General features: G+C 34.8%; 24 protein-coding genes. 15 read left to right on the top strand and 9 right to left on the bottom strand.

All coding sequences use genetic code 11. The features are described 5' to 3' along the window. Positions 1-5: 5 nt before the first annotated feature. The 3 genes from RT250_RS09880 to RT250_RS09870 form a co-directional block, all read right to left on the bottom strand. Positions 6-569 (bottom strand): hypothetical protein, encoded by a 564-nt coding sequence (locus tag RT250_RS09880; protein WP_313114492.1) that lies wholly within the window; start codon positions 567-569, stop codon positions 6-8. 115 nt (positions 570-684) lie between these two features. Next, positions 685-1521 carry an ABC transporter permease gene (locus RT250_RS09875; protein ID WP_313114491.1) on the bottom strand — a complete coding sequence of 279 codons (837 nt, stop codon included), beginning with the start codon at positions 1519-1521 and terminating at the stop codon, positions 685-687. A gap of 6 nt (positions 1522-1527) precedes the next feature. Then, the gene (locus RT250_RS09870) at positions 1528-2424 is read right to left on the bottom strand and encodes an ABC transporter ATP-binding protein (RefSeq protein ID WP_313114488.1); all 897 of its coding nucleotides are present in this window, start codon (positions 2422-2424) and stop codon (positions 1528-1530) included. Between the two features lie 128 nt (positions 2425-2552). Here RT250_RS09870 and RT250_RS09865 point away from each other — a divergent pair, with 128 nt between their 5' ends. Further along, on the top strand, positions 2553-3485 hold the full coding sequence (locus RT250_RS09865) for a peptidylprolyl isomerase (RefSeq protein WP_313114486.1): 933 nt from the start codon (positions 2553-2555) through the stop codon (positions 3483-3485). Positions 3486-3565: 80 nt separating this feature from the next. On the opposite strand, the gene RT250_RS09860 is transcribed toward RT250_RS09865, so the two are convergent. Then, entirely contained in the window at positions 3566-4369 is an 804-nt protein-coding gene (locus RT250_RS09860) for an SDR family oxidoreductase (RefSeq protein ID WP_313114485.1), read from the bottom strand. A gap of 25 nt (positions 4370-4394) precedes the next feature. Next, the gene (locus tag RT250_RS09855; RefSeq protein ID WP_313114483.1) at positions 4395-4949 is read right to left on the bottom strand and encodes a thioredoxin family protein; all 555 of its coding nucleotides are present in this window, start codon (positions 4947-4949) and stop codon (positions 4395-4397) included. A gap of 177 nt (positions 4950-5126) precedes the next feature. Between RT250_RS09855 and RT250_RS09850 the strand changes: the two genes are divergently transcribed. From RT250_RS09850 to RT250_RS09840, 3 genes are read left to right on the top strand one after another with little or no spacing between them, the layout of a single operon-like run. Further along, on the top strand, positions 5127-5438 hold the full coding sequence (locus RT250_RS09850) for a phosphoribosylpyrophosphate synthetase (RefSeq protein WP_313114482.1): 312 nt from the start codon (positions 5127-5129) through the stop codon (positions 5436-5438). Continuing rightward, positions 5428-5766, top strand: a complete 339-nt coding sequence (locus RT250_RS09845) for a tRNA-binding protein (protein ID WP_313114481.1) — start codon at positions 5428-5430, stop codon at positions 5764-5766. Before RT250_RS09850 ends, RT250_RS09845 begins: the two co-directional genes overlap by 11 nt. A gap of 33 nt (positions 5767-5799) precedes the next feature. Beyond that, positions 5800-6306 (top strand): DUF6265 family protein, encoded by a 507-nt coding sequence (locus RT250_RS09840; protein WP_313114479.1) that lies wholly within the window; start codon positions 5800-5802, stop codon positions 6304-6306. Positions 6307-6313: 7 nt separating this feature from the next. Here the strand turns inward: RT250_RS09840 and RT250_RS09835 are convergent, their stop codons facing one another. The 3 genes from RT250_RS09835 to RT250_RS09825 all read right to left on the bottom strand — a co-directional run bounded on the left by RT250_RS09835 (position 6314) and on the right by RT250_RS09825 (position 10323). Then, positions 6314-7930, bottom strand: a complete 1617-nt coding sequence (locus tag RT250_RS09835; RefSeq protein WP_313114478.1) for a SulP family inorganic anion transporter — start codon at positions 7928-7930, stop codon at positions 6314-6316. A gap of 170 nt (positions 7931-8100) precedes the next feature. Further along, positions 8101-8499 (bottom strand): PUR family DNA/RNA-binding protein, encoded by a 399-nt coding sequence (locus RT250_RS09830; protein ID WP_313114476.1) that lies wholly within the window; start codon positions 8497-8499, stop codon positions 8101-8103. Between the two features lie 66 nt (positions 8500-8565). Then, on the bottom strand, positions 8566-10323 hold the full coding sequence (locus tag RT250_RS09825) for an ABC transporter ATP-binding protein (RefSeq protein ID WP_313114473.1): 1758 nt from the start codon (positions 10321-10323) through the stop codon (positions 8566-8568). Between the two features lie 121 nt (positions 10324-10444). On the opposite strand from RT250_RS09825, the gene RT250_RS09820 reads away from it, so the two are divergent. The 5 genes from RT250_RS09820 to RT250_RS09800 all read left to right on the top strand — a co-directional run bounded on the left by RT250_RS09820 (position 10445) and on the right by RT250_RS09800 (position 14825). Next, on the top strand, positions 10445-11542 hold the full coding sequence (locus RT250_RS09820; RefSeq protein WP_313114471.1) for a Glu/Leu/Phe/Val family dehydrogenase: 1098 nt from the start codon (positions 10445-10447) through the stop codon (positions 11540-11542). 104 nt (positions 11543-11646) lie between these two features. Then, positions 11647-12591, top strand: a complete 945-nt coding sequence (nusB, locus tag RT250_RS09815) for a transcription antitermination factor NusB (protein ID WP_313114468.1) — start codon at positions 11647-11649, stop codon at positions 12589-12591. Positions 12592-12643: 52 nt separating this feature from the next. After that, positions 12644-13114, top strand: coding sequence for a DUF1573 domain-containing protein (locus RT250_RS09810; protein WP_139856017.1), 471 nt, complete (start codon positions 12644-12646; stop codon positions 13112-13114). Between the two features lie 27 nt (positions 13115-13141). Next, complete coding sequence (yajC, locus tag RT250_RS09805) at positions 13142-13432, top strand: preprotein translocase subunit YajC (RefSeq protein ID WP_139856016.1); 291 nt, start codon at positions 13142-13144, stop codon at positions 13430-13432. Between the two features lie 154 nt (positions 13433-13586). Beyond that, complete coding sequence (locus RT250_RS09800) at positions 13587-14825, top strand: DUF445 domain-containing protein (protein ID WP_313114464.1); 1239 nt, start codon at positions 13587-13589, stop codon at positions 14823-14825. Positions 14826-15174: 349 nt separating this feature from the next. Here the strand turns inward: RT250_RS09800 and pepT are convergent, their stop codons facing one another. After that, on the bottom strand, positions 15175-16437 hold the full coding sequence (pepT, locus tag RT250_RS09795; RefSeq protein ID WP_313114462.1) for a peptidase T: 1263 nt from the start codon (positions 16435-16437) through the stop codon (positions 15175-15177). 86 nt (positions 16438-16523) lie between these two features. On the opposite strand from pepT, the gene RT250_RS09790 reads away from it, so the two are divergent. The 6 genes from RT250_RS09790 (at position 16524) to RT250_RS09765 (ending at position 23887) form a co-directional block, all read left to right on the top strand. Beyond that, positions 16524-17558 carry a quinone-dependent dihydroorotate dehydrogenase gene (locus RT250_RS09790; protein ID WP_313114461.1) on the top strand — a complete coding sequence of 345 codons (1035 nt, stop codon included), beginning with the start codon at positions 16524-16526 and terminating at the stop codon, positions 17556-17558. Positions 17559-17686: 128 nt separating this feature from the next. After that, on the top strand, positions 17687-18301 hold the full coding sequence (locus RT250_RS09785) for a LysE family translocator (RefSeq protein ID WP_313114459.1): 615 nt from the start codon (positions 17687-17689) through the stop codon (positions 18299-18301). An 879-nt stretch (positions 18302-19180) separates the two neighbouring features. Further along, positions 19181-20065 carry an RHS repeat domain-containing protein gene (locus RT250_RS09780; RefSeq protein WP_313114457.1) on the top strand — a complete coding sequence of 295 codons (885 nt, stop codon included), beginning with the start codon at positions 19181-19183 and terminating at the stop codon, positions 20063-20065. A 15-nt stretch (positions 20066-20080) separates the two neighbouring features. Continuing rightward, positions 20081-20623 carry a hypothetical protein gene (locus tag RT250_RS09775; protein ID WP_313114456.1) on the top strand — a complete coding sequence of 181 codons (543 nt, stop codon included), beginning with the start codon at positions 20081-20083 and terminating at the stop codon, positions 20621-20623. Positions 20624-21400: 777 nt separating this feature from the next. Further along, the gene (locus RT250_RS09770) at positions 21401-22264 is read left to right on the top strand and encodes a hydroxymethylglutaryl-CoA lyase (protein WP_271393480.1); all 864 of its coding nucleotides are present in this window, start codon (positions 21401-21403) and stop codon (positions 22262-22264) included. A gap of 81 nt (positions 22265-22345) precedes the next feature. Continuing rightward, a complete protein-coding gene (locus tag RT250_RS09765; RefSeq protein ID WP_313114455.1) occupies positions 22346-23887 on the top strand; it encodes a bifunctional metallophosphatase/5'-nucleotidase in 1542 nt (513 codons plus the stop codon). The last annotated feature ends 4 nt before the right edge of the window (positions 23888-23891 follow it).

Below are 23891 nucleotides of genomic sequence, written 5' to 3'. Positions count from 1 at the left end.
ACATCTCACCTATACCCCCAAGGAGCTGCTGGAGTTTCAACTTCTTTAGTTAAATCGAATTTTACAGTAAATACTCTGTCGCTCCCAATTCGGCGTAAATTGTAGGTCATAGATGTATCATCAAGTGTAAACCACCATACATTAGTAGAGGCTAAAGGAAGCATATTGCTTGTATGTTGGTCTGCAGGGAAAAACTGTATATTCGGTAAGCCTGTATTAGAGCTTACCCCTCCGTATTGCGTAATATCTTCTTCCGTTCCATCTTCGTGACGATGATCGTGCTTTAAAAGGATGCGATTGTCCTCTTGCAAGGTTAATACCCAAGTTCTAGATCTATTTTCTCCTACAAAAAACGGAACGCGGATGGTATTGTCTTCACAACTTCTAATATGCATAACAAGTTTTTCTCCCATAAAACCATCACCTTCCTTGCCACCAGCTGTAATAACTCCTTCATAAGCTTTATCGCAATGTGATTTTAAATTATTCCAGAATTGCTCAGAAGAAGGAGTTTCTTGAGCAAAAAGATGAAAAGGTAAAAACAACAATATGAAGAATATTTTTTTCATTTTATCAGAATTTAAAAGAACTGACAAGATATCAACTTTTAGGTAATTAGTAAATTATTATCGATTTAAAGTAAAGAGCTAAGCTATGTAAAATGATTATGTGTGAATTTATAAGTTATAAATCTCTTTTCTTTAGAATTGCATAAGACCAATAAACAAATAAAAACGTCCATACAATTACAATTAGGATATTTAACCAACCAACTGCATAATCCTTTGTAAAATTTTCGCCTAACTGGTTTGCTGCGGTTTGAATAACTCCCAAGCGGCTAAACGGTTCTTTTATTAAGTTTGCCATGGCGTTTAACGGGAAAAACAACGCTACTTTGTCTGCAATTTCAGTGTCTCTAAAAAACTGCCATTTCATTAAGCCGTAGAGTAGCCATTCAATTACTTGCCAAACAATTAAGAAACCAAGCGCAAAGGCAGAACGCTTTACCAACACCCCTAGAAATAAACAAAATGAGAAAAAGGCAACGAGTTTAATGAAATACGCTGCTATATATTCCAAATCGCTAAAAATAATTCCTATTTCATTATAATCGGAAAAGCTTAACCCCAAGATAAGTGTTACTATAAATATAAAAAGGGTAGAAATGCCAGCGAACAAAAGCACAGTTAGGAACTTAGAAAGTACAAACTCTTTTTTGCTAAGCCCATCGATTAGGTTTTGCTTTAGGGTGCGATAACTATATTCATTACTCATCAAGGAAACAATAACAATGGCTAAGAATAGCTTTAGAATGGCCGCCATATATGTATTAAAGTGCCAAATAATAGGAAAGTTGAAAATTCCTTGATCTGCAACCCTAAAGTGAATATTTCCAAAATTGAACTCTATTGAGGCAATAAGGGCTATAAAAGTGATAAGTATAAAATAGATACTCGATATAACTTTTACAGATCGGCTATGTTTCAGTTTAAAAAGTTCTATTTTTAGTAATCGTAGCATCTGTAATTAGTTTTGTTTGGTTAGTTCAAGGAATTGTTCTTCAAGGCTTTCTTTTCTCTTTACAAGATGGGAAAGGGTAATACCTTTTTCAAAAAGCAATTTATTTACTTCGGTCGCATCCATGGGTTGGTTTAGATAAGCTATTAGATATTCTCCTTCCCGTTTAACAGTTCCAAAAGCAGAATTCCCTTCTAAAGCTTGCTCTAGCATTTCCATATTATTACTCTGAAGGGTTAAAAAGCCATGGCTTGCATTCATAGCATCCACACTGCCTGAATACAGACTAACTCCTTTTCTTAGAATAACCACGTGTGTACATACTTTTTCTACTTCATCAAGCAAATGTGAAGCGAGTAATATTGTGGTTCCCAAAGAAGCAATTTTCTTAATAATCTCTCTAATTTGATGAATTCCCTGCGGGTCAAGACCGTTTGTAGGTTCGTCTAGAATTAATATTTCAGGGTCATTTAATAAAGCTGAAGCTATCGCCAAACGCTGTTTCATACCTAGTGAAAAGGTGCTAAACTTGCTGTCTTTTCTATCGGATAAACCAACTAATTCTAACTTTTCTAAAATTTTAGCTTCAGAAACCTCTTTGATTTTACAAACCAATTTAAGGTTTTGTACTGCTGTCATATAAGGGTAAAAGTTAGGTCGCTCAATAATAGCACCTACTTTTTTTAAAGCATTGTGAGTAGAAATATCTCCGTTAAACCATTGAAAGTCGCCTGAAGTTTTATTTACTACATTAAGCACAATGCCAAGTGTTGTACTTTTACCGCTTCCATTTGGACCAAGTATCCCGTAAACATTGCCTTTCTCGATGGTAAATGATAGGTTGTTTACAGCAGTAAGTGAGCCGAATTTTTTGGTAAGATTATTTATTGTGAGAATATTTTCCACAGAAAAGGTTTTGGTGGTTATTGTTTGTATGACGAATTGCAAAGGCTTTTGTTACATTTTCAATTCTGAACATTGAAATCTATATTCAGAATTAAGTACCTTTGCACATCTTTTAAAACATAAATATAATGCAAGACGGAATCTACGCAAAAATAACCACAGAAAAAGGAGAAATCCTTATTAAACTTACACACGATAAAACTCCAGGAACAGTTGGAAATTTTGTGTCTTTAGCAGAAGGGAATTTAGAAAATTCAGCAATTCCACAAGGGAAACCTTATTACGACGGACTGAAATTTCACCGTGTAATCCCAGATTTTATGATTCAAGGAGGAGATCCAAAAGGAACAGGTTCAGGAGGTCCAGGATATAACTTTGAAGACGAATTTCATCCAGATCTTCGCCACGATACACCAGGTGTAATCTCTATGGCTAATGCAGGTCCAGCAACTAACGGAAGTCAGTTTTTTATCACTCACGTAGCAACACCTTGGTTAGATAATAAGCACACCGTATTTGGAAATGTAGTGGAGGGACAAGATGTTGTTGATAGTATTGCTCAAGGGGATACTATGCAAAAAGTTGAAATTATTCGCGTTGGAGAAGAAGCCGAAAAGTGGAATTCAGTAGAAGCTTTTAGAAGTTTTACTGGTGAAAGAGAAGCGCGAATTGCAAAGATGAAAGAGCAACAAGATGCGGATCTTAAGAAAGTTGCTGAAGGTTTTGATAAAACAGATAGCGGACTTCACTATAAAATCATCATTAAAGGTGATGGTAAGAAGGCTGAAAAAGGAAAGACAGTTTCTGTACATTACAAAGGAATGCTAACTGACGGAACCGAATTCGATTCTTCATACAAGAGAAGACAGCCTATAGACTTTCCATTAGGTAAAGGCCACGTAATTGAAGGTTGGGATGAAGGTATTGCTTTATTGCAAGTAGGTGATAAAGCTAGATTTGTAATTCCTTCTAACCTCGCTTATGGTGAGCGCGGAGCTGGTGGTGTAATTCCTCCAAATGCAAATTTAATTTTTGACGTTGAATTAATGGATGTAAAATAAGTTTACAAATTTATTTAAACATCATAAGAAGTCTTCATTACTCTATTATTAGCGTAATGAAGATTTTTTTTTTAAAACTGTTATTTCCTTCCAACGAAATGCTCCATTGTTTTATAAATACCGAGCACCTTTCCAGCAAACCAATCGAAAGCATTGATAGAAAGAACAGCTTGTCCTAATCGTGTAAAGCGGTAAATGTACCCCGGAATGGTAACCATCTTTTTATCCTTTTCAATTGCTTTTACAATTGTAAGTGCCGCTGTTTCAGGTTCGAGAATAGGAATCTTAGATTGAACCCCATCAAACATTCCAGTATTGATGTAATATGGCATAATGGTAGTAACCTTTATGGCTTTGTTTTTTTGCATCATTTCTAATCGAAGACTATCAGACCATCCGATCATTGCCCATTTGCTAGAAGCATACACCGACATTTTTGGATTAGAGATTAATCCACCGGAAGACGCGATATTGCAAATATGCCCTGAATTTTGATTTAACATGCCATCAAGGAATTCCTTAGTAACATACATCGGGCCAATGGCATTAATTTCCATAGTTTTAGCAATATCTGCATTTGTGTGTTCGTCGAAATATTTTCCTACAACAATTCCAGCGTTGTTAATTAGTACATCAACGATTCCTATTTCCTGTTTTACTCGATTTGCAGCTTCTTTAATTTCCTCAGGATTGGAAACATCTATTTTAAATCCAAAAAGATTATTGTTATTGGAAAACTCAGTTAGCGTATTGTTGATATTTTCCTGACTAATATCCCATATAATCACTTTTGCCTTCCGCTCAAGCATTAATCGAACCATTATCTTTCCTATACCAGACCCTCCACCTGTGATTAAAACGGTTTTATTATTTAATTGACTCATAAATTAATGTGGTTGATGGAATTTCTTATTTCCATTTAATATTACATCCAATACTTGGTTTTTGATCCTTTCGTTGCGGATTATTATTTAAAATGTTATCCATAGCTTCGCGTAAATCTCGGCCATTTACAGGAATTCTATTACCAGGTCGGCTGTTGTCTAATTGTCCGCGGTAAACCAGTTTAAGTTCTTCATCAAAAAGATAAAAATCAGGCGTGCAAGCTGCATTATAAGCTTTTGCTACTTCTTGAGTTTCATCAAATAAATATGGGAAAGGATAGCTTTCTTTCTGGGCAGTACGCCACATTTCCGCTGGGGAGTCTGCTGGATATTTAATGATGTCGTTACTGTTAATTGCCACAAACCCAAAACCAATCACCCTGTAATCGTTGCAAATGCGAACTAATTCTTCATTTACATGTCTTACGAATGGACAGTGGTTACAAATAAACATAACTACAGTTCCTTTTTCACCACGAATGTCCTTTAGCGCAACAAGTTTATTGGTTATTGCATCTGTAAGTACAAAATCTGGGGCTTTGGTGCCAAGGGGTAGCATTTTTGATTCAGTGTCTGCCATATTGTATTTAAAATAATCATAATGTGTTCAGGTCTAAATATACAATTTTTAAGGGGTTAATTAACTAACGATTGTAGGCTAATACTAATACGGTTCGTATTTATTTTACTAAAAAAATTATAATTCTTTGCCGATGTTTAATTTCGTAGCTAACTTTAAAGATTAAATCAAAATTTTATGAAAAAATCATATTCATCATTATCTGTAGCTATTCAAGATTTACAAAAGGAAGGTTATACCGAAGACTTTAATCTTGTAGAAGAAGGAATAGAATCTAAAAATCTTAAAAAGAAGTGGAAGGCTGGAGAGCTGGATGTTGTAAAATATTACCGATTTGAAGGAATGACCGATCCGGGAGATAATACCATTCTTTATTTAATTGAAACAAAGGGAGGAGTTAAAGGTCTGCTAGTAGACGCTTATGGCGCCGACCAAAGTGTGGTTTCTTCAGCCATGATTCAAAAACTTAGAATAAACCATGCCAAATAAGCTTACTTGGTCCGATTTCGAAAAGGTAGAAATGCGGGTTGGAACAATTATAGAAGCCAATGATTTTCCCGAAGCGAGAAACCCTTCATATCAACTTATAATAGATTTTGGAGAAGAAATAGGACAAAGAAAAACTTCAGCTCAAATAACAAAACGCTATCATAAGGATGAATTGATAGGGAAACAGGTGGTAGCAGTTGTCAATTTTCCAAAAAAACAAATTGCAAACTTTATGAGTGAGTGTCTTGTTTTGGGAGCCGTAGATGGGAAAAATGTTACCTTATTGCAAACAGACAAACCGGTTGAAAACGGATTGCGAATTTTATAAAGTTAATATCAAAGCTTATAAGCACACCGACTAATGAAAAAGTTCTTAATCTATATATTCTTACCATTTTTATTTGTTTCATGTAAAAACAATACTCAGGAAGAACAGAAAGAAAAAGAGGTTGTTTTAAAAAATTACGATAAAATAAATCAACTAAATTGGTTGATAGGAACATGGACAAATGAGATTGCCGGTGAATATTCACAAGAAACTTGGTCTAAAGAAAATGATAGTACTTTTACAGGGTTTAGCTTTGTTGAGGTGAATGGTAAACCTGAACGAACATTAACCATGGCCTTAGAGGAGAAAGAAAACAACTTGTTTTTGTCCTTTCTAAAAGTTGATGAAAAAAATTCTAAACCTCACACCTTTACACTTGTTTCATCAGAAGAAGGCAAATTTGTTTTTGATGATCACAATATAGATTTCCCTGAAAAAATTACCTATACCCACCCTGCCAAAGACTCCTTACACAGATGGATAGAAGTAGAGATAGAAGGTGAGCCAACTAAAACAAATTTTTACTTCACCAGAAAATAAAACCTAATTAAGCTTCGGCATCTAAGGTATCGGTAACTACATAATAGCGCGGATCCTCTACAGAGCTTTTTATTATTGTTTCAAATTCTGGATTCCACTTAAGTAATAAAGCTTTACAATCTGGACTAAGGTGCGTTAATTTAATTTGCTTTCCGTTATCAAGATATTTATTCGCAATATTGCGAACAGCTTCCACACCAGAATGATCTGATATTTTAGATTCTATAAAGTCGATTTCCACTGATTCTGGATCGCTTGAAACATCAAACTTACTGTTAAATGCTGTAGTTGACCCAAAGAACAAAGGTCCCCATATTTCATAAACTTTTGTACCGTCTTCTTTAATTCTCTTTCTAGCTCTAATTCTTGTAGCACTTTTCCAAGCAAAAACTAAGGCACTCATAACAACCCCTATAAATACTGCTATTGCAAGATCTAGCCAAACTGTTACCGCTGATACTGTAATAAGCACTATAGCATCTGAAATTGGAATTTTATGTAGAATTCTAAAACTACTCCAGGCAAAGGTTCCAATTACAACCATAAACATTACACCAACCAATGCAGCAATAGGAATTTGTTCAATAAGTGGAGCACCAAATAGCACAAAACAAAGTAAAGCTATTGCAGCTGTGGCACCAGAAAGTCTCCCGCGTCCACCAGAACTTACGTTAATGATAGATTGCCCAATCATTGCACAGCCACCCATGCCACCAAAAAGTCCGTTAAGGATGTTAGCTCCTCCTTGAGCCACGCATTCTCGGTTCCCACTTCCGCGAGTTTCGGTCATTTCATCTATAAGATTCAACGTCATCAACGATTCTATTAATCCTACAGCCGCCAATATAAAAGCAGTAGAAAATATCAATCCCCAATGACCGTCTAGGGTTTCAATAAATCCAAAAATCTGAGTTTGGAACATCGGCAATGAACCTTTTAAACCAGATCCGCCGCCATCACGAATAAACGAGCCAACAGTACTGACATCAAGGCCACCAAAAATTGTAATTGCTGCAACTACAATAATAGCAATTAGAGCCGCTGGAAGCTTTTTGGTAATTTTCGGTAAACCGAACATAATACCCATAGTCAATCCAACTAGCGCTAGCATTACCCATAGGTCCAAACCGGAAATCCATTGCGGTACTGTACCGCGAGTTTCTTTAAATAGACCTAGTTGAGATAGAAAAATTACAATGGCTAAACCATTTACAAATCCCATCATAACAGGATGGGGGATAAGTCGAACAAATTTCCCTAACTTAAAAACGCCCGCCATTATTTGAATAGCTCCAACAAATAAAAGGGTTATAAAAAGCCATTGAAGCCCAAGGTTTTGAACGGGTTCTGCTAATGTAAGTCCAACTTCATTTCCTTTTTGGATTAAGTGTACCATAACAACTGCCATAGCCCCAGTTGCCCCAGAAATCATACCGGGACGACCACCAAATAGAGCGGTTACAAGTCCCATTATAAAAGCACCATAAAGTCCCACTAAAGGATCTACACCCGCTACAAATGAAAAAGCTACCGCTTCTGGAACCAATGCAAGAGCAACAGTAAGTCCTGATAGAATGTCGTTTTTAGGATTCTGAGTGAAGTTTTGAAGTGTTTTTGCGAACATAATGTTTTTTATAAAGGGCGGCAAAGATAACCTTTTTGAAATAAAATTAAAGGATTGAGTGTTTCAATGCATTTTAAGTTGTAAATCTATTTAAAACATTGATTTTTAGGAAATAAAAAAACCGGCTACGAAATTATTCGCGCCGGTTTTACTTTTTTGTTTTTCAACAACTAAATATCGTCGAAACTGATGTCAGTAAAAGTACTAGTATCAGTAGCAGTTGTTTGTGCGACTGTTTCTTTAACAGGATTAGGCGTAGTGTCTGTTTCCTTTTTGTAATCTTTCTGATGACGTTCGCTTATAACTTCTTCGCCTTTCTCATCTATAATGTAATTTATCATTTCTTCAAGAGTGTCTTTAAACTCAGTAAAGTCTTCTTTGTATAGATAAATTTTGTGTTTTTTGTAGTGGAAAGACCCATCATCGTTTGTAAATTTCTTACTCTCGGTAATAGTAAGGTAAAAATCTCCTGCTTTTGTAGACCTTACATCAAAAAAGTAGGTGCGTCTTCCTGCACGCATAACTTTTGAAAAAATTTCTTCTTGCTCCATCGTATAGTGCTCACTCATAATTTCTATTTTTTTTAACTAGGTGTCGCCAAAAATCTAAAAAAAAACCAAACCAGCCAAAGTAAATTACATTTCTTTTTCTAAAAGCTGCTTTGAATACAGTTCCTTATAATAACCGTTGGTGTTAACTAGCTCTTCGTGAGACCCTTTTTGAATAATTTTTCCTTCATCTAAAACAATAATTTTGTTAGCGTTTTTAACCGAAGAAATTCTATGACTTACTATGATAGTGGTTTTATCTTTTGAAATTTTAAATAAATTTTGAAGAATCTCTTCTTCAGTTTCTGTATCTACAGCCGAAAGGCAATCGTCAAATAGTAAGATTTGAGGATCTTTTATAATTGCTCTTGCGATAGAAACTCTTTGCTTTTGCCCACCACTCAATGTTAGCCCTCGTTCTCCTAAAATTGTATCATACCCTTTTTTAAAGCCAATAATGTTTTTGTGAACCGCAGCATTTTTTGCAGCATTAACAACCTCTTCCTCAGTTGCTTCTTCCTTACCAAAACGAATGTTGTTTTTTATCGAATCGCTAAACAGAAATGCATCTTGTGGAACATACCCAATGCTGTCACGTAAATTATCCAAGTTGAGGTTTCGGATAGCGGTTTGGTCAATTCTTAACATTCCCTCTTCAACATCGTATAATCTACCTATCAACTCAAGAATAGTTGATTTTCCAGATCCTGTATTTCCCACAATTGCAAGAATTTCTCCTGGTTTTACAGAGAAAGAAACATTTTTTAAAGCCGTAATTCCTGTATCGGGATAAGTGAAAGTTAAATTGTTGAATTCTATATCTCCATGAATAGAAGTGCTTTCAGTAACAAGATTTTTAATGGCAGGTTCTGTTTTTAGAAACTCATTTATACGTTCTTGTGATGCTTCTGCCCTCTGAACCATAGAAGTAACCCAACCTACAACAGCTACCGGCCAAGTAAGCATATTTACATAAATTAAAAACTCAACTATAGTACCAAATTCAGCAATTTGACCGTCTATGTATCTACTTCCCCCTATGTAAATAACTAGAATATTACTTACGCCAATAAGCAACATCATTAAAGGAAAAAATAGGGCTTGTACCTTGGCAAGGTCTATGTTTTTTACTTTGCTGCCTTCGGCTAACTCTTCAAAATTAGCATTAATGCTTTCTTCGGTTCCGTAGGCTTTAATAACGGCAATTCCACTAAAACTCTCTTGAGTAAAAGTTGTTAGTTTCGATAAATATTGTTGAACTATAGTACTGCGTTGATTGATAATAACACTTAGTTTATAAATTGCAACCGATAGAATTGGGAGTGGAGCAATAGCGTACCAAGTTAAAATAGGTGCAGTGTAAAACATATAACTTATTACAACTATAAAAAGTGTAATTGTAGTAATGCTATACATAAGCGCCGGTCCAACATACATTCTTACTTTAGAAACATCTTCACTTATTCTGTTCATTAAATCGCCAGTTCGATTTTGTTTATAAAAGCCTAAAGAAAGTTTTTCGTAATGTTGAAAAATCTCGTTTTTTAAGTCGTATTCCACATATCTAGAAACCACAATAAATGTTTGTCTCATCATAAACGTGAAAAACGCAGAAAGCAATGCAGCGCCTAGTAACAGTAAAATATTTATTAGAAGTTCGTGTTTTACAAAAGCCAAATCGGCTACCTCTCCATTTAAGTATTGCTTTACGACAGTTACCGAATCTCCTACTTTCATAGGAACAACAAGTTTAAATACCGTTGCAACTATGGTAATAAACACTCCCAACAGAAGGCGCCACCTGTATTTTAAAAAGTATTTGTTTAGATATTTTAATTCTTTCATTAGAAATAAATTGAATGTTTTTTTAAAGTTCTTAAATTAACACCCTTTGCTTTGTGGAATTAACAAGTAAAAGTTACTTTTGCACTGCCTTTTTAAAGGATAAACAAAAATCAAAATAGTTATGAAAACTGAGGTAATCAATACAAACGAACTACATAAAATAGACCCTGTATTTGGTCAAATGTCTTTTGATGATCACGAGCAAATTGTTTTTTGCAACGACAAAGATACTGGATTGAAAGCAATAATTGGTATCCACAACACTGTTTTAGGACCAGCTTTAGGTGGTACTAGAATGTGGAACTATGCAAACGAGTGGGAAGCATTGAATGACGTATTGCGTCTTTCTCGTGGTATGACTTATAAAAGTGCTATTACAGGTTTAAATCTTGGTGGAGGTAAAGCAGTTTTAATTGGTGATGCTAAAACTCAAAAAACGCCAGAATACATGTTGAAATTCGGTGAGTTTGTACATTCATTAAGCGGAAAATATATTACTGCAGAAGATGTAGGAATGACAACTGCTGATATGGATTTAGTACGCACAGTAACACCTCACGTGACTGGTGTTTCTGAAGCAAACGGAGGTTCAGGAAATCCTTCTCCAATTACAGCCTATGGTGTTTTTATGGGACTGAAAGCTGCAACTAACTATAAATTTGGTTCAGATAATCTAGATGGGAAAGTAGTTTACGTTCAAGGAATTGGTAACGTTGGTGAAAACCTTGTTAAGCATTTAAGCGAAGAAGGTGCCAAAGTTTATATCTCAGATATAAACCAAGATCGCTTAGAAGAAGTTCGCGATAAATACAATGTAAACATTTACACAGGTAGCAATCTGTATGCAGAAGAAATGGATATTTATGCTCCATGTGCATTAGGAGCTACTATTAACGATCATACTATTAACCAATTTAACACGAAGATTATTGCTGGTGCGGCAAATAACCAGCTTGCCGATGAGCAAAAGCACGGTAAAATGTTACGTGAAAGAGGTATAGTTTATGCTCCAGACTTTTTAATTAACGCGGGAGGGATTATAAATGTATATGCTGAACTTGAAAATTATGGCCGTAAGGAAATAATGAGCAAGACAGAAAATATTTACAATACTACGCTAGAGATATTGAAAACAGCTGAAAGTGATAAAATTACAACACATCAAGCAGCCTTCAATATTGCACAAGCTAGAATAGACGCAAGAAAAAACGAAAAATAGTACAAACCTTTTTAGTACTACAATATCACTATTTCTTATATTTGCAGCGCACAAGTTGTTCTTGTGCGTTGCTATTTTAAAAACAAGTTCTTTTAAAAAATAATATGCTTACTAGAAGACATATCCGAGTAAAAGTTTTGCAGACTGTTTATGCTTACAATCACAGTGTAAACCCGAACATAGATGTACAAGAAAAGTTTCTTCATCACAGTATTGGTCAAATGCAAGATTTGTATTTACTAATGTTAGAGTTGTTAGTTGCGGTAAAAGATCAAGCAGAAGATTTTCTCGCTAAGTCACAAAATAAATATCTAGCTACCGACTCTGAAAAAAATCCTAGTCGTACTTTTATAGATAACAAAGTATTAGATATTATAGCCAACAATACTGTTTTTTCTGAAATAATTGATAAGAAAAAACTTAACTATTGGGCGTTAGACAATGAATATGTAAGTATTGTTTTTAAAGAATTACGCGAAAAAGACTGGTATCAAACTTATCTAGATAAAACAGATACTACCCTTAAAGAGGATCAAGCTTTCATTGCGAAGTTCTACAAAGAAGTGATTGCTCCTAATGACAAGCTTTACGATTACTTAGAAGATAAACGTCTTACTTGGATAGACGACTTTCCAATTGTAAATACGGCAATCGTTAAAATGTTAGGGAAAATTTCAGAAAAGAATGCTTCCGATCTTCTAGTTCCAGATACATATAAAAACAATGAGGACCGTGAGTATGCGCTTCAACTTTTTAGAAAAGTAATTCTTAATGAAGAGAAGCTAAACCTCCAGATTGAAGGAAAAACTCCAAATTGGGATCAAGATCGAATTGCCGATATAGATTTAATTATCTTAAAAATGGCAATTGCTGAATTTTTATACTTCCCATCAATTCCTGTTCGCGCAACAATAAACGAATACTTAGAAGTTTCAAAAGAATACTCTACCCCAAAAAGTAGCATTTTCGTAAACGGTATCTTAGATAAATTGGTAAAAGAATTTACCGAAAATGGGGATCTTAATAAAATGGGAAGAGGGCTTCAATAAGAGTAAAATATTGTCTATTTTTGCCCTGCTAAAAACATAAAAAATTAAAAAAATGAAAAAATCAGTTTTATTTGTAGCTATACTTTCTGTTTTTGCGTTTTCTTCTTGTAAAGATAATGCAGCAGACAAAGTAAACGAAGAAAATGTAGCAGCAGCAGAAGCACGTGATGCAGAATCTGGAAAATTTCCAGTAATGACTTTTGAAGAAGGTCAATACGACTTCGGAACTATCGAGCAAAATACACCTGTTGAACACGTATTTAAATTTAAAAACACTGGAGATGCTCCATTAATGATAGTTAACGCAAAAAGTAGCTGTGGATGTACTGTTCCAGAATATACTAAGGAACCAGTTGCTCCAGGAGAATCTGGTGAACTTTTAGTTAAATTCAACGGTGCTGGTCAAAACCAAGTTAGCAAGACTGTAACGATTACTACAAATACAAAAGCAGGAGTAGAAACCTTAACTATTAAGGCTTTCGTTACCCCTAAAGGTGGAGCAAAACAGCTACCAACCTCATAATTTACTTACTGGAATTTAAAAATTACTATGGAACAAATACAAGGTTTTTTACCTATAATATTATTGTTTTTGGTGATGTATCTTTTCTTGATACGCCCACAAATGAAAAAAGCCAAACAAGAAAAGCAGTTCGCTGCTCAGCTTAAAAAAGGCGATAGAGTTATTACAACAGGAGGATTGCACGGTAAAATATTAGAACTGTCTGATGATGGAACTTGTGTTATTGAAAGCCTGGCTGGAAAAATGAAGTTTGAAAGATCTGCCATTTCTATGGAAAGAACAGCAAAACTAAACGCACCTGTTAAAGAAAAGAAATAGAAAATTGTTCCTTTTTGAATTAAAAACTCCCTCTCTATTTTATATAGTTGAGGGAGTTTTTTATTTTAGATAATTCTTGTGAAGCTAAAAGCTCTTCAGATTATCTAATTTGCTAGTTTTAAATATTATCTCCTAATTTATCGCTGTATTTACTATGTCCGACATTAAGAAGAATCAATTGCGAAAACACAAAAGATTGGCGACTTGGCTATTCTTTTTTATGGCGATTGTATATGGAGTGATGGTTTACCTTCAACATCAAGGTAGTGAAGCTTGGATGGGCTATGTAGAGGCCTTTTCGGAGGCTGGGATGGTTGGAGCGCTGGCGGATTGGTTTGCTGTGACGGCTATTTTTAAACACCCTCTTGGAATTCCTATTCCTCATACAAATTTGATAGAGAGAAAAAAGGACGATCTAGGACAAAATTTAGGGAAGTTTGTAAAAGACAACTTCTTAAATCCCGAAAACATACGGCCGTATATAGAAAAATTGAATGTTGTAAAATGGGTCTCAGAATGGCTAAATAAGCCCACTAGTCAAAAAATTCTGGAGAAAGAAATTATTAATCTTACTCAAAAAATCATTTCAGACCTTCAGGATAAGGATGTAGAACAATTTTTAGCAAACAAAGGGACGGAGATTTTACGTGAAATATATTTTCAGAAAATATCATCTTCGGGAATTAAATACTTTATTGATAAAAAAGAACATATTGACGTATTGGAAATTCTACTACCAGAAATTAAGGAGTATATCAATGAAAGCCAAGAGATGATACTTCATAGATTATCTGAAAACAGACCATTTATTGCTTTTTTAGCTGGTAGAAAAATTTCAAATGAAGTGGTTGAAGGTTTGATAAAATTTATTGATGAAATAGAATCGGATAAAGAGCATTTTGTTCGGAAAAAACTTACGGAAAATTTACAAAATTTCTCTGAAGAAATTTTAGTTTCTGAGCATTGGAAGGAGAAATTTGAGACGTTAAAACAAGAAGTATTAACGGAACAGAACTTAAGGGTGTACACTGATGATGGGTGGCAATCTATTAAAGGGCTTTTATTGCAAAACCTAGAAAATCCTAACTCACAATTGCAAAGTTACCTAAAAAGTAATATTCAAAAGCTATCGCATAGCCTTTCCGATGACCAAGAAATTAGCAATAGGATAAATAGTTGGGTGCGTCATTTTTTATATAGAATGACATTAAAAAACAGTGATGAGGTAGTAGCGCTTATTAGCAGCACTGTTGCCAGTTGGGAAGGGAAAGAACTCAGTGAAAAGCTAGAGTTGGAAGTGGGAAAAGACCTTCAGTTTATACGTATAAACGGTACTTTGGTAGGTGGTTTTGTGGGATTACTAATTTATACACTTACTCATTTGTTTATTTAACACTAAAATTCGGTTGCGTATTTTTTTAGACGTAAGACCGCTGCGCTGAAGGACGCAAGACATTGGATGTAAGACCGCTGCGCTGAAGGAGATAAGACATAAGACTTAAGACCGCTACGCTTAAAGACGTAAGACTTGATATTTGACAACTTTATGTTAATGTTAAATGGATTGATCAGGTTTTTAAAATAAACTTTAATTGGTGAACTTAATATTAAGCCGTTAGTTAATAAAAGTATACTCCAATTGTGTAATTATAAGGGCGTGATTAAATTCTGAGATTAAAATAATAAAAGCACCAAACTCCATAGGAATACCTTTGGAATTTGGTGCTTATTTTTTTAGGAGTTTATTTTGCTTCTGTCTTAAATTTAGTAAGGTCTTCTGCTGTAATTTTTGCAATGTTCACAATTACCTCTACCGCTTTAATCATACTCTCAACAGGTACATACTCGTATCTACCGTGGAAGTTATGACCACCAGCAAAAATATTTGGACAAGGAAGCCCCATAAAGCTTAATTGCGAGCCATCTGTTCCACCTCTAATAGGTTTTATTAAAGGTTTGATGTTTGCTTGCAACATGGCTTCTTCTGCTATATTTACAATATGCATTACAGGCTCCACCTTTTCACGCATATTAAAATATTGGTCTTTTATTTCAACCGATACAGCCTCTGTTTCAAATTGTTCATTTAAATCATCAGCAAGTTTTTGGATCATTTCTTTTCGAGCTTCAAAATGCCCTCTGTCGTGATCGCGGATAATATATTGAAGTTGCGTTTCGTCTACACTTCCTTTTATATTGTGTAAGTGAAAGAATCCTTCACGACCTTCTGTGTGTTCTGGTGTTTCAAGTCTTGGTAAGGAATTGATAAAGTCTGTAGCAATGTACATACTGTTTACCATTTTCCCTTTTGCATACCCTGGGTGTACAATTTTTCCTTTAATTGTAACTACGGCACCTGCTGCGTTAAAGTTTTCGTATTCTAATTCTCCCACTTGACTTCCGTCCATAGTATAGGCCCATTCAGCACCAAATTTTTCTACGTCGAATTTATGTGCGCCACGACCAATTTCTTCATCTGGAGTGAAACCTACACGAATTTTTCCGTGTTTTATTTCAGGGTGATTAATTAGATATTCCATAGCCGAAACAATCTCGGTAATTCCAGCTTTATCATCGGCACCCAAAAGTGTTGTTCCGTCAGTAGTGATAAGGGTCTGACCTTTGTACAACAATAAGTCTTCGAAATAATCCGGAGAAAGAACGATATCTTGTTCTTCATTCAGAACAATGTCTTTCCCATCATAATTTTCAATTATCTGCGGTTTAACGTTGGCACCTGTGAAGTCAGGGGAAGTATCAAAATGCGATACAAAACCAATCACCGGAACATCATGTGGAACATTTGATGGCAAAGTAGCCATAATGTAAGCGTTTTCGTCGATGCTTACGTCTTCCATTCCTATTTCTTTTAGCTCCTCAGCTAGTTTATTTGCTAAATCCCATTGCTTTTTGGTACTCGGAGTTGTGTCGCTATTTGGGTCACTTTCGGTGTCAATAGTTACATAACTTTTAAAGCGGTCAATAATGTGTTGTTTTTCAATCATGTCTTTTTCATTTACAATACAAAATAAAGCATATTCAAAATAACAAATACATAGTTTAGTGTATTTTTGTACCACATTTTGCAATTATGTATAAAACTATCATCCGTCCCATATTTTTCAGCTTCGATCCTGAGAAAATTCATCATTTTACATTTTCATTACTTCAATTCTGCCATAAGCTTGGTTTAGGAGGTATTTTCCGAAGTATTTATAAAGTTGAAGATAAAAAACTTGAACGCGAGCTATTTGGTTTAAAATTTCCAAATCCCGTAGGTCTTGCAGCAGGTTTTGATAAAGATGCAAAACTTTATAAAGAATTGTCAAATCTCGGTTTTGGCTTTATCGAAATTGGAACCGTTACGCCAAAACCTCAAGCTGGAAATGAGAAACCTCGTTTATTCCGTTTAAAGGAAGATTCAGCTGTTATTAACCGAATGGGGTTTAATAATGGGGGAGTAGCAGAAGCCGTAGAAAGGTTAAAGCAAAACCCTGCACTTGGAGATAAAAGAAGGGTTTTAATTGGTGGGAACATTGGTAAAAATAAAGTTACGCCAAATGAAGAAGCGGTTAATGATTATATCATTTGTTTCGATTCATTGTTCAACTATGTAGATTACTTTGTTGTAAATGTAAGTTCGCCAAACACACCAAACCTTCGTGCGTTACAGGAAAAGAAACCTTTAACCGACTTGTTGCAAACGCTTCAAGACAGAAATTACAAAAAAGAAAAGCGTAAGCCAATTCTTTTAAAGATCGCTCCAGACTTAACAGATGAACAACTAACCGATATTATTGACATTGTAAATACTACAAAAATTGATGGTGTAATTGCCACAAATACTACTATTTCACGAGATGGACTTATTTCAGCAAACAAAGACGAAATGGGTGGGTTAAGCGGAAAACCTCTAAACAAACGTGCCACAGAAGTAATTCGTTATCTTTCAGAAAAAAGTAATAAATCGTTTCCAATAATAGGAGTAGGTGGAATTCATTCAGCTGAAGATGCGCTCGAAAAGCTTGAAGCAGGAGCGAGTTTGGTTCAGTTGTACACAGGGTTTATTTATGAAGGACCAAGTTTAATAAAACGGATAAATAAAGCAATGCTTAAAAGGACTTAAGACAATAGGATGTAAGACGTAAGACGTAAGACAAATAATTTAGCGTCTTCATTTATCCGCGATCAATATTTAAAAGTATATCAAAGCAAATCCTAAGTCGTATATCTTATAGTAGTAAGTCATTTTTTATGATTGAAACCCTAATTTCTTTTACCATTGCAACTTTGGCACTAGCACTTTCTCCGGGGCCAGACAATATTTATGTGCTTACACAATCGTTAGTTAATGGCACTAAAAGTGGAATAGCTACAACGGCTGGATTAATTAGTGGTTGTATTGTGCATACCACCTTATTGGCTTTTGGAGTTTCTGCGATAATAACAACTTCCGAAGAAATTTTCTACGGCATTAAAATTTTGGGAGCTTGCTACCTGCTTTATTTAGCTTATTCGGTTTTTAAAAGTGATTCAGAAATTACCTTTACCAATAACGCTCCAAAAAAAACGTATTGGCAGCTTTTTAAAACTGGGGTGATAATGAACTTATTAAACCCAAAAGTAATGATTTTCTTTTTGGCGTTTTTCCCTGGTTTTCTATGGGATAAAAATGACAATACGGTTTACCAGTTTTATGTGTTAGGAATTACTTTTATGATAGTTTCTTTTTTTGTTTTCAGCTTGATAGCGCTTTTAGCAGGACGAATATCTAATTTGCTGATGGAGTGGAAACGTATAAATACTGTTCTAAAGTGGTTGCAGATTGTGGTGTTTGTGGGAATAGCTGTTTTTATCTTGCTGCCGTAATTAGGTTTTTAATTAAAATATAGATTGAGACTTTGAGGTTTTATTTCTCCGCTCTAGAAGCTTCGCGAGCATTGTATGGTCTCTTAGGCTTTAATTGAGTAACAGTACTTACTTTTCTTATCTCAATATCATTTAGCCGCCTTTGTTTTCCTGATATTATTAAATAATAATATCTTTAGAGGATGAGTCGCAATTATAAACCAGCCTGCGTACTGGCAGGTTCCATAGTCCTCAAGGGCTTTATTTTGTAAGCTTTGCAGATGAATAAGTGTTGTTGGATAATATTGTTGTGTTTCGGTGCTATGGTTGAATAGGAAAGTTTAATTAAAATTGTGCAAGGAACGCGATGCAATCGCGCACCAGCGGGGGCTAATTCCAGAGCCCATTATATCTAAAGGTTTAGGAGTAACTTCTGTTGCTTCTGGATCAGCTATTTTTTTAAGTTCAAATCCGGAAAAATTAAAAATTACAACAAAGTTTAAATAAATGGATTATCGGCGATCAACTATTTTTTTATTTTCTTTTGCACTCATCTTTCTTTTAGGGTTAGCGTTAAAAGTTTTTATTAATACGCAATCAGTTTTTGTTTCAAACATATGTTTTTTTTTAAGTATAATATTTTTAATGATTTATACATTTAGAGTTTTGTTGAACAATGACATTAAGAATTTAAAAAGATTGAATTTGTGTTTCAATATAAGTAAATTTTTAGGTTTAATCGGGAGCGTTATGGGTATAATACTTTTAAGGTTTTATATATTTGATCAATCTGCTTCCATGTATTTAATAATAAGTATATGTGTTTTGTTATTATTGAATTCTTTTTTTGATTTAAGACCTAATGAATCCCACTTAAATGACGAGTAATTTGAGTTTAATGTGAATATATCTGATTTTGGGGAAAGAAACTACGACCCCGCACTGGGCAGGTGGATGAACATAGACCCGCTCGCGGAGGCGATGCGCAGACATTCGCCTTATAATTATGCGTTTAATAACCCCAACTATTTTATAGATCCCGATGGGATGATGCCTGGAAGTTTCAGCGATGGCTATAGAACACAAAGTCTTTCTTCCACGACAGGGGCGGTAGAGAGTTACAATTTTGGATCGGGCAACGAGAGCGGAGCTTTGAAAAGCGGGGGTAGTGGCGATGGCCAAGATGCTAAGGGTTTAACAAGGTTCAGGGATAATTCCAATGAGAATGAAACTTTCACTAAAAATAACGTCCCGACTGATGGCGATCCTACAATAATCGCAACTAAGTATATTGATGAAAGAGGCAATGAACTATTAAATACCAATGATGGGAGTGATGATATTATTACTGTTCCAAATGAACAATTGGCCGAATTTCTAAAAAATGTATATTGGACTAGGAATAATCAATTAAATTCACGGGGATGGAATGACTATTGGAAAACTGAAATATTAGGTTTTGATAATAGCGAATCTATGGAAAATCTACTTTCGAGTACCGCTTCACAATCTTCAAGACAAAGAATGATTAATTATATACAAACTGGTACTGTAACAGATGGGGTGAAATTTGCACTTACAGAAGTACTTTATCAAAATCTAAACCCAATAAATCATATTCCTACACCTATTAATGTTCGATCTGTTAATCCTTGGATTAAGTTCAATAGACAGATGGGTCCAGGCAAGTTTACCAAACAAAATTATGGTTCCTCAAAATCTGCGAAAAAGGCTAAAACAAATGCATATTTAAATTGGAAAAAAGAGAATAGAAATTATTATTAATAAGGATTTTGGAAAATGAAAAGACAGTTTTATTTTATTGAGAATAATAAGAGAATTCAGTTTATAATTGCAAATAAAGGATTTCATTGGTTTCCTGCAATTATCTTAGGAGTTTTTTCTATTTTTTGTTTTTCCTTTCCAATTATGGTGATTTTATTTACAACAGGTTCAGTTGGGTTTGGATTTATTATAACAATTTTAATTTTTGGAGGTATTGGAATTTATTCTCTTAGAATTTTTCTCTGGAACTTATTTGGCAAGGAGGTTTTTCAATTATCTAATAATCAAATAACACATTATTATGACTATGGCTTATTTAGAGATAATTTTGAGAAGCTAAATGGCAAAAAGTTGATCTTTTGTTATTCCATAGAGGATGACCCTTATGAAATATTTGAATTTGAAGAAGGTGAAATATTTGACGCAAATAGAGTCTATTTTCCCGCTTTTAAATTAAATAAACAATCAAATATTTCAGATTTTGCTGTATCAATTGATGGAATTATAAATTTTCGACAACTAGGAATGAAATTTAATAGAGAGAATAGGAACAGATAATAATCTCCTCGTCCCTCGCTGGCCTTAGCGTCCCGCTCATGCCACGCAACAAACAAGATCAAATGTTATAGCTTGATTACATTTTAATTAGAGGAAAAATTGAGTATTTTTATGCCTGCCTACCGTTTTAGGCAGGATGCCATAGGGACAAAACTTAAAAAGAAAGCAACATTCTGCTCAACAATTACAACAACCGAGTACCCCCGCTCCCGCGCGATTGCATCGCGTGGTCTCCCAGACTTTAATTGAGTAACAGTACTTACTTTTCTTATCTGGATATCATTTAGTAACCTTTGTTTTCATGATATTAGGAAATAACAATATCTTTAGAGGATGAGTCGTAGCTATAAACCAGCCTGCGTACTGGCAGGTTCCTTAATCCTGAAGGACTTTATTTTCTAAGCTGTGTAGACGAAAACGGATTTTTGGAAGATATTGTGGTGTTTCGGTATTATGGCTGAATTAAAAACAAATATTAGAAGGAACGCGATGCAATCGCGCACCAGCGGGGGACTTTATAGTCTTTTAGTATTTTGTTTGAGGATTAGTGCTTTTTATTGAGCTGTAGGAAACCACACGAGAGGACTCGTGCGGTAGCAAGAGCTGTTATTAAACTTCAGGAAACCACACGAGAGGATTTACTCATTCGAATTTCATTTCGTGCGGTAGCGTGGAGAAGCCACCCTATTTAATAAAAACCCGAGTTGATTCTCTCATTTATCATTTTTTCGCTTTCCTAATTTCGTTTTTACTTATTCAAAAGCTATCTTTGGACCAATGCAAGAAGTAAAAATAATAGAATGTCCGCGCGATGCTATGCAAGGCATCAAAGAATGGATTCCCACCGAGCTAAAAGTGAAATATATACAATCACTATTGCGCTGTGGTTTCGATACTATAGATTTTGGAAGTTTTGTTTCGCCAAAGGCGATTCCGCAAATGCAGGATACAGCAGCGGTGCTTTCACAGTTAGATCTATCTACTACAAATAGTAAATTGTTAGCAATTATCGCAAATCTACGCGGGGCAGAAGATGCTGTAAAACATCCGGAAATTCAATATTTAGGGTATCCTTTTTCGATATCTGAAAATTTTCAGATGCGCAATACCCATAAAACAATTGATGAGTCGATAGTATTGTTAGGTGAGATTCTAAACATTGCAGATAAAAATAACAAAGAAGTTGTTGCCTATTTGTCTATGGGCTTCGGAAATCCTTATGGCGATCCTTGGAATGTCGAGATAGTAGGAGAGTGGACAGAGAAGCTTTCTGCTATGGGTGTTAAGATTTTATCGTTAAGTGATACTGTTGGTTCTTCTACACCTGAAATTATTTCATATTTATTTAGTAACTTGATCCCTAAATATCCTCACATTGAATTTGGTGCTCATTTGCATACTACCCCAAATGCATGGCACGAAAAAATAAGCTCGGCTTTTGAGGCTGGCTGCAGAAGGTTTGATGGTGCTATTCAAGGCTTTGGCGGTTGTCCCATGGCAAAAGACGAGTTAACAGGAAATATGCCTACCGAAAAAATGTTAAGTTATTTTACAACTGAAAAGATTTCGAGTAACATAAATCCTATGTCTTTTGAAAGCGCATACAATGAAGCTACTAAAGTTTTTACTAAATATCATTAATATATAAAGCTTAGTTTAAACCGAATTATTGTAATTTGTTAAGCTAAAGCTTTTTACATTTTGATTTAATATTTATTACAGATGAAAAAAACATTACTATTTTCTTTTCTTCTTGCGATTCTTTGCTCTGGGTGTTCAATAATTAACTCAATTCCAAAGGAAGATCCTATACAAGGTGCGGGTGCTGTTACCTTAAAATTTATTCAAATTAACGATGTTTACGAGATTTCTCCACTGAACGGTGGTGAGTATGGTGGGTTGGCAAGAGTAGCATATATACGCGATTCTATCAAAAAGGATTTTCCTAATACATTTATGTTTCTAGCCGGCGATTTTCTCAACCCTTCTCTTCTTGGAACTTTAAAACACGAGGGGGAAACGATAAATGGTAAACATATGGTGGATGTGCTAAATGCTATGGAAATAGATTTGGTGACCTTTGGAAATCATGAATTCGATTTAAGTGAATCGGAATTACAAAAAAGATTGGATGAATCGAAGTTTAAATGGACATCAGCAAATGTACGGCATGCTACAGAAGAAAAAGTAAGTCCGTTTACAACAAAATTGGAGTATACTAATGCACCAATTTCCGACTATGTAACATTTCCGGCGCATGATGAAGAAGGAAATCAAATTCAATTTGCTGTTTTTGGCGTTACCTTACCTTCAAATCCGAAAGATTACGTGTCCTATGAAAATATTTATGAGAGTTCTAAAAGAGCGTATAAAGAAGCGATACAAAAATCAGATTTTGTGGTTGGCTTAACACATGTATCTATTGAAGAAGATTTAGAAATAGCCCGACTTTTAAGGAATTTACCGCTAATAATGGGAGGGCACGAACATTTTAATATGTTGTTAAAAGAAGGTAGGACAATTATTACTAAGGCCGATGCAAATGCAAAAACGGTATATGTCCACACTCTTATTTACAATTTAAGAACGAAAATGCTATCTGTAGCTTCAGAATTGGTTTTTGTAGGTAGCGATGTGCCATCGGCTCCTAAAGTAGAGCGAGTTGTGAAAAAGTGGGAAGAATTGTTGGATAATAAATTAAAGGAAGTTGTGGATTCTCCTTACGATGTTATTTATAAAGCTGATGAAATACTTGATGGGACGGATGATGCAAATAGGAGTAAGCAAACCAACCTAGGAAATATAATAACAAAGTCGATGGCACATGCGTATAATAATAAAGTAGCGGGTGCAATTGTTAACGGAGGCTCAATACGTATTGATGATAATTTGCAGGGAAATATTACTAGTACAGACATTTTTAGAGTGTTACCCTTTGGAGGTAGCGTGTTAAAAGTTCAACTTAGAGGAAGTTTACTAATTGAGGTACTAGAGTATGGCAATAATCAAAAAGGTTCAGGCGCATATTTGCAAAGACATAACTTTACTCAAAATTCTAAAGGTACTTGGTTAGTACAAGGGGCCCCTATAAATCCTAAATTGCGTTACACAATCGCCATAAGTGACTTTCTTATGAAAGGGCTAGATATTCCTTTTTTAACGCAAGAAAATAACAGAGTATTAAAAGTTTATACCCCTTCTGAAAAAGAGAATGCAGCAGATATTCGAAAAGCAATTGTCAACTATTTAAAGTCAAAGAATTAATTAT

The sequence above is a fragment of the Aequorivita sediminis genome (genome assembly GCF_032080575.2).
Lineage (GTDB): Bacteria > Bacteroidota > Bacteroidia > Flavobacteriales > Flavobacteriaceae > Aequorivita > Aequorivita sediminis.
Note: the sequence above shows the minus strand (reverse complement) of the source record. Positions and strands in the feature narration are given on the sequence as shown.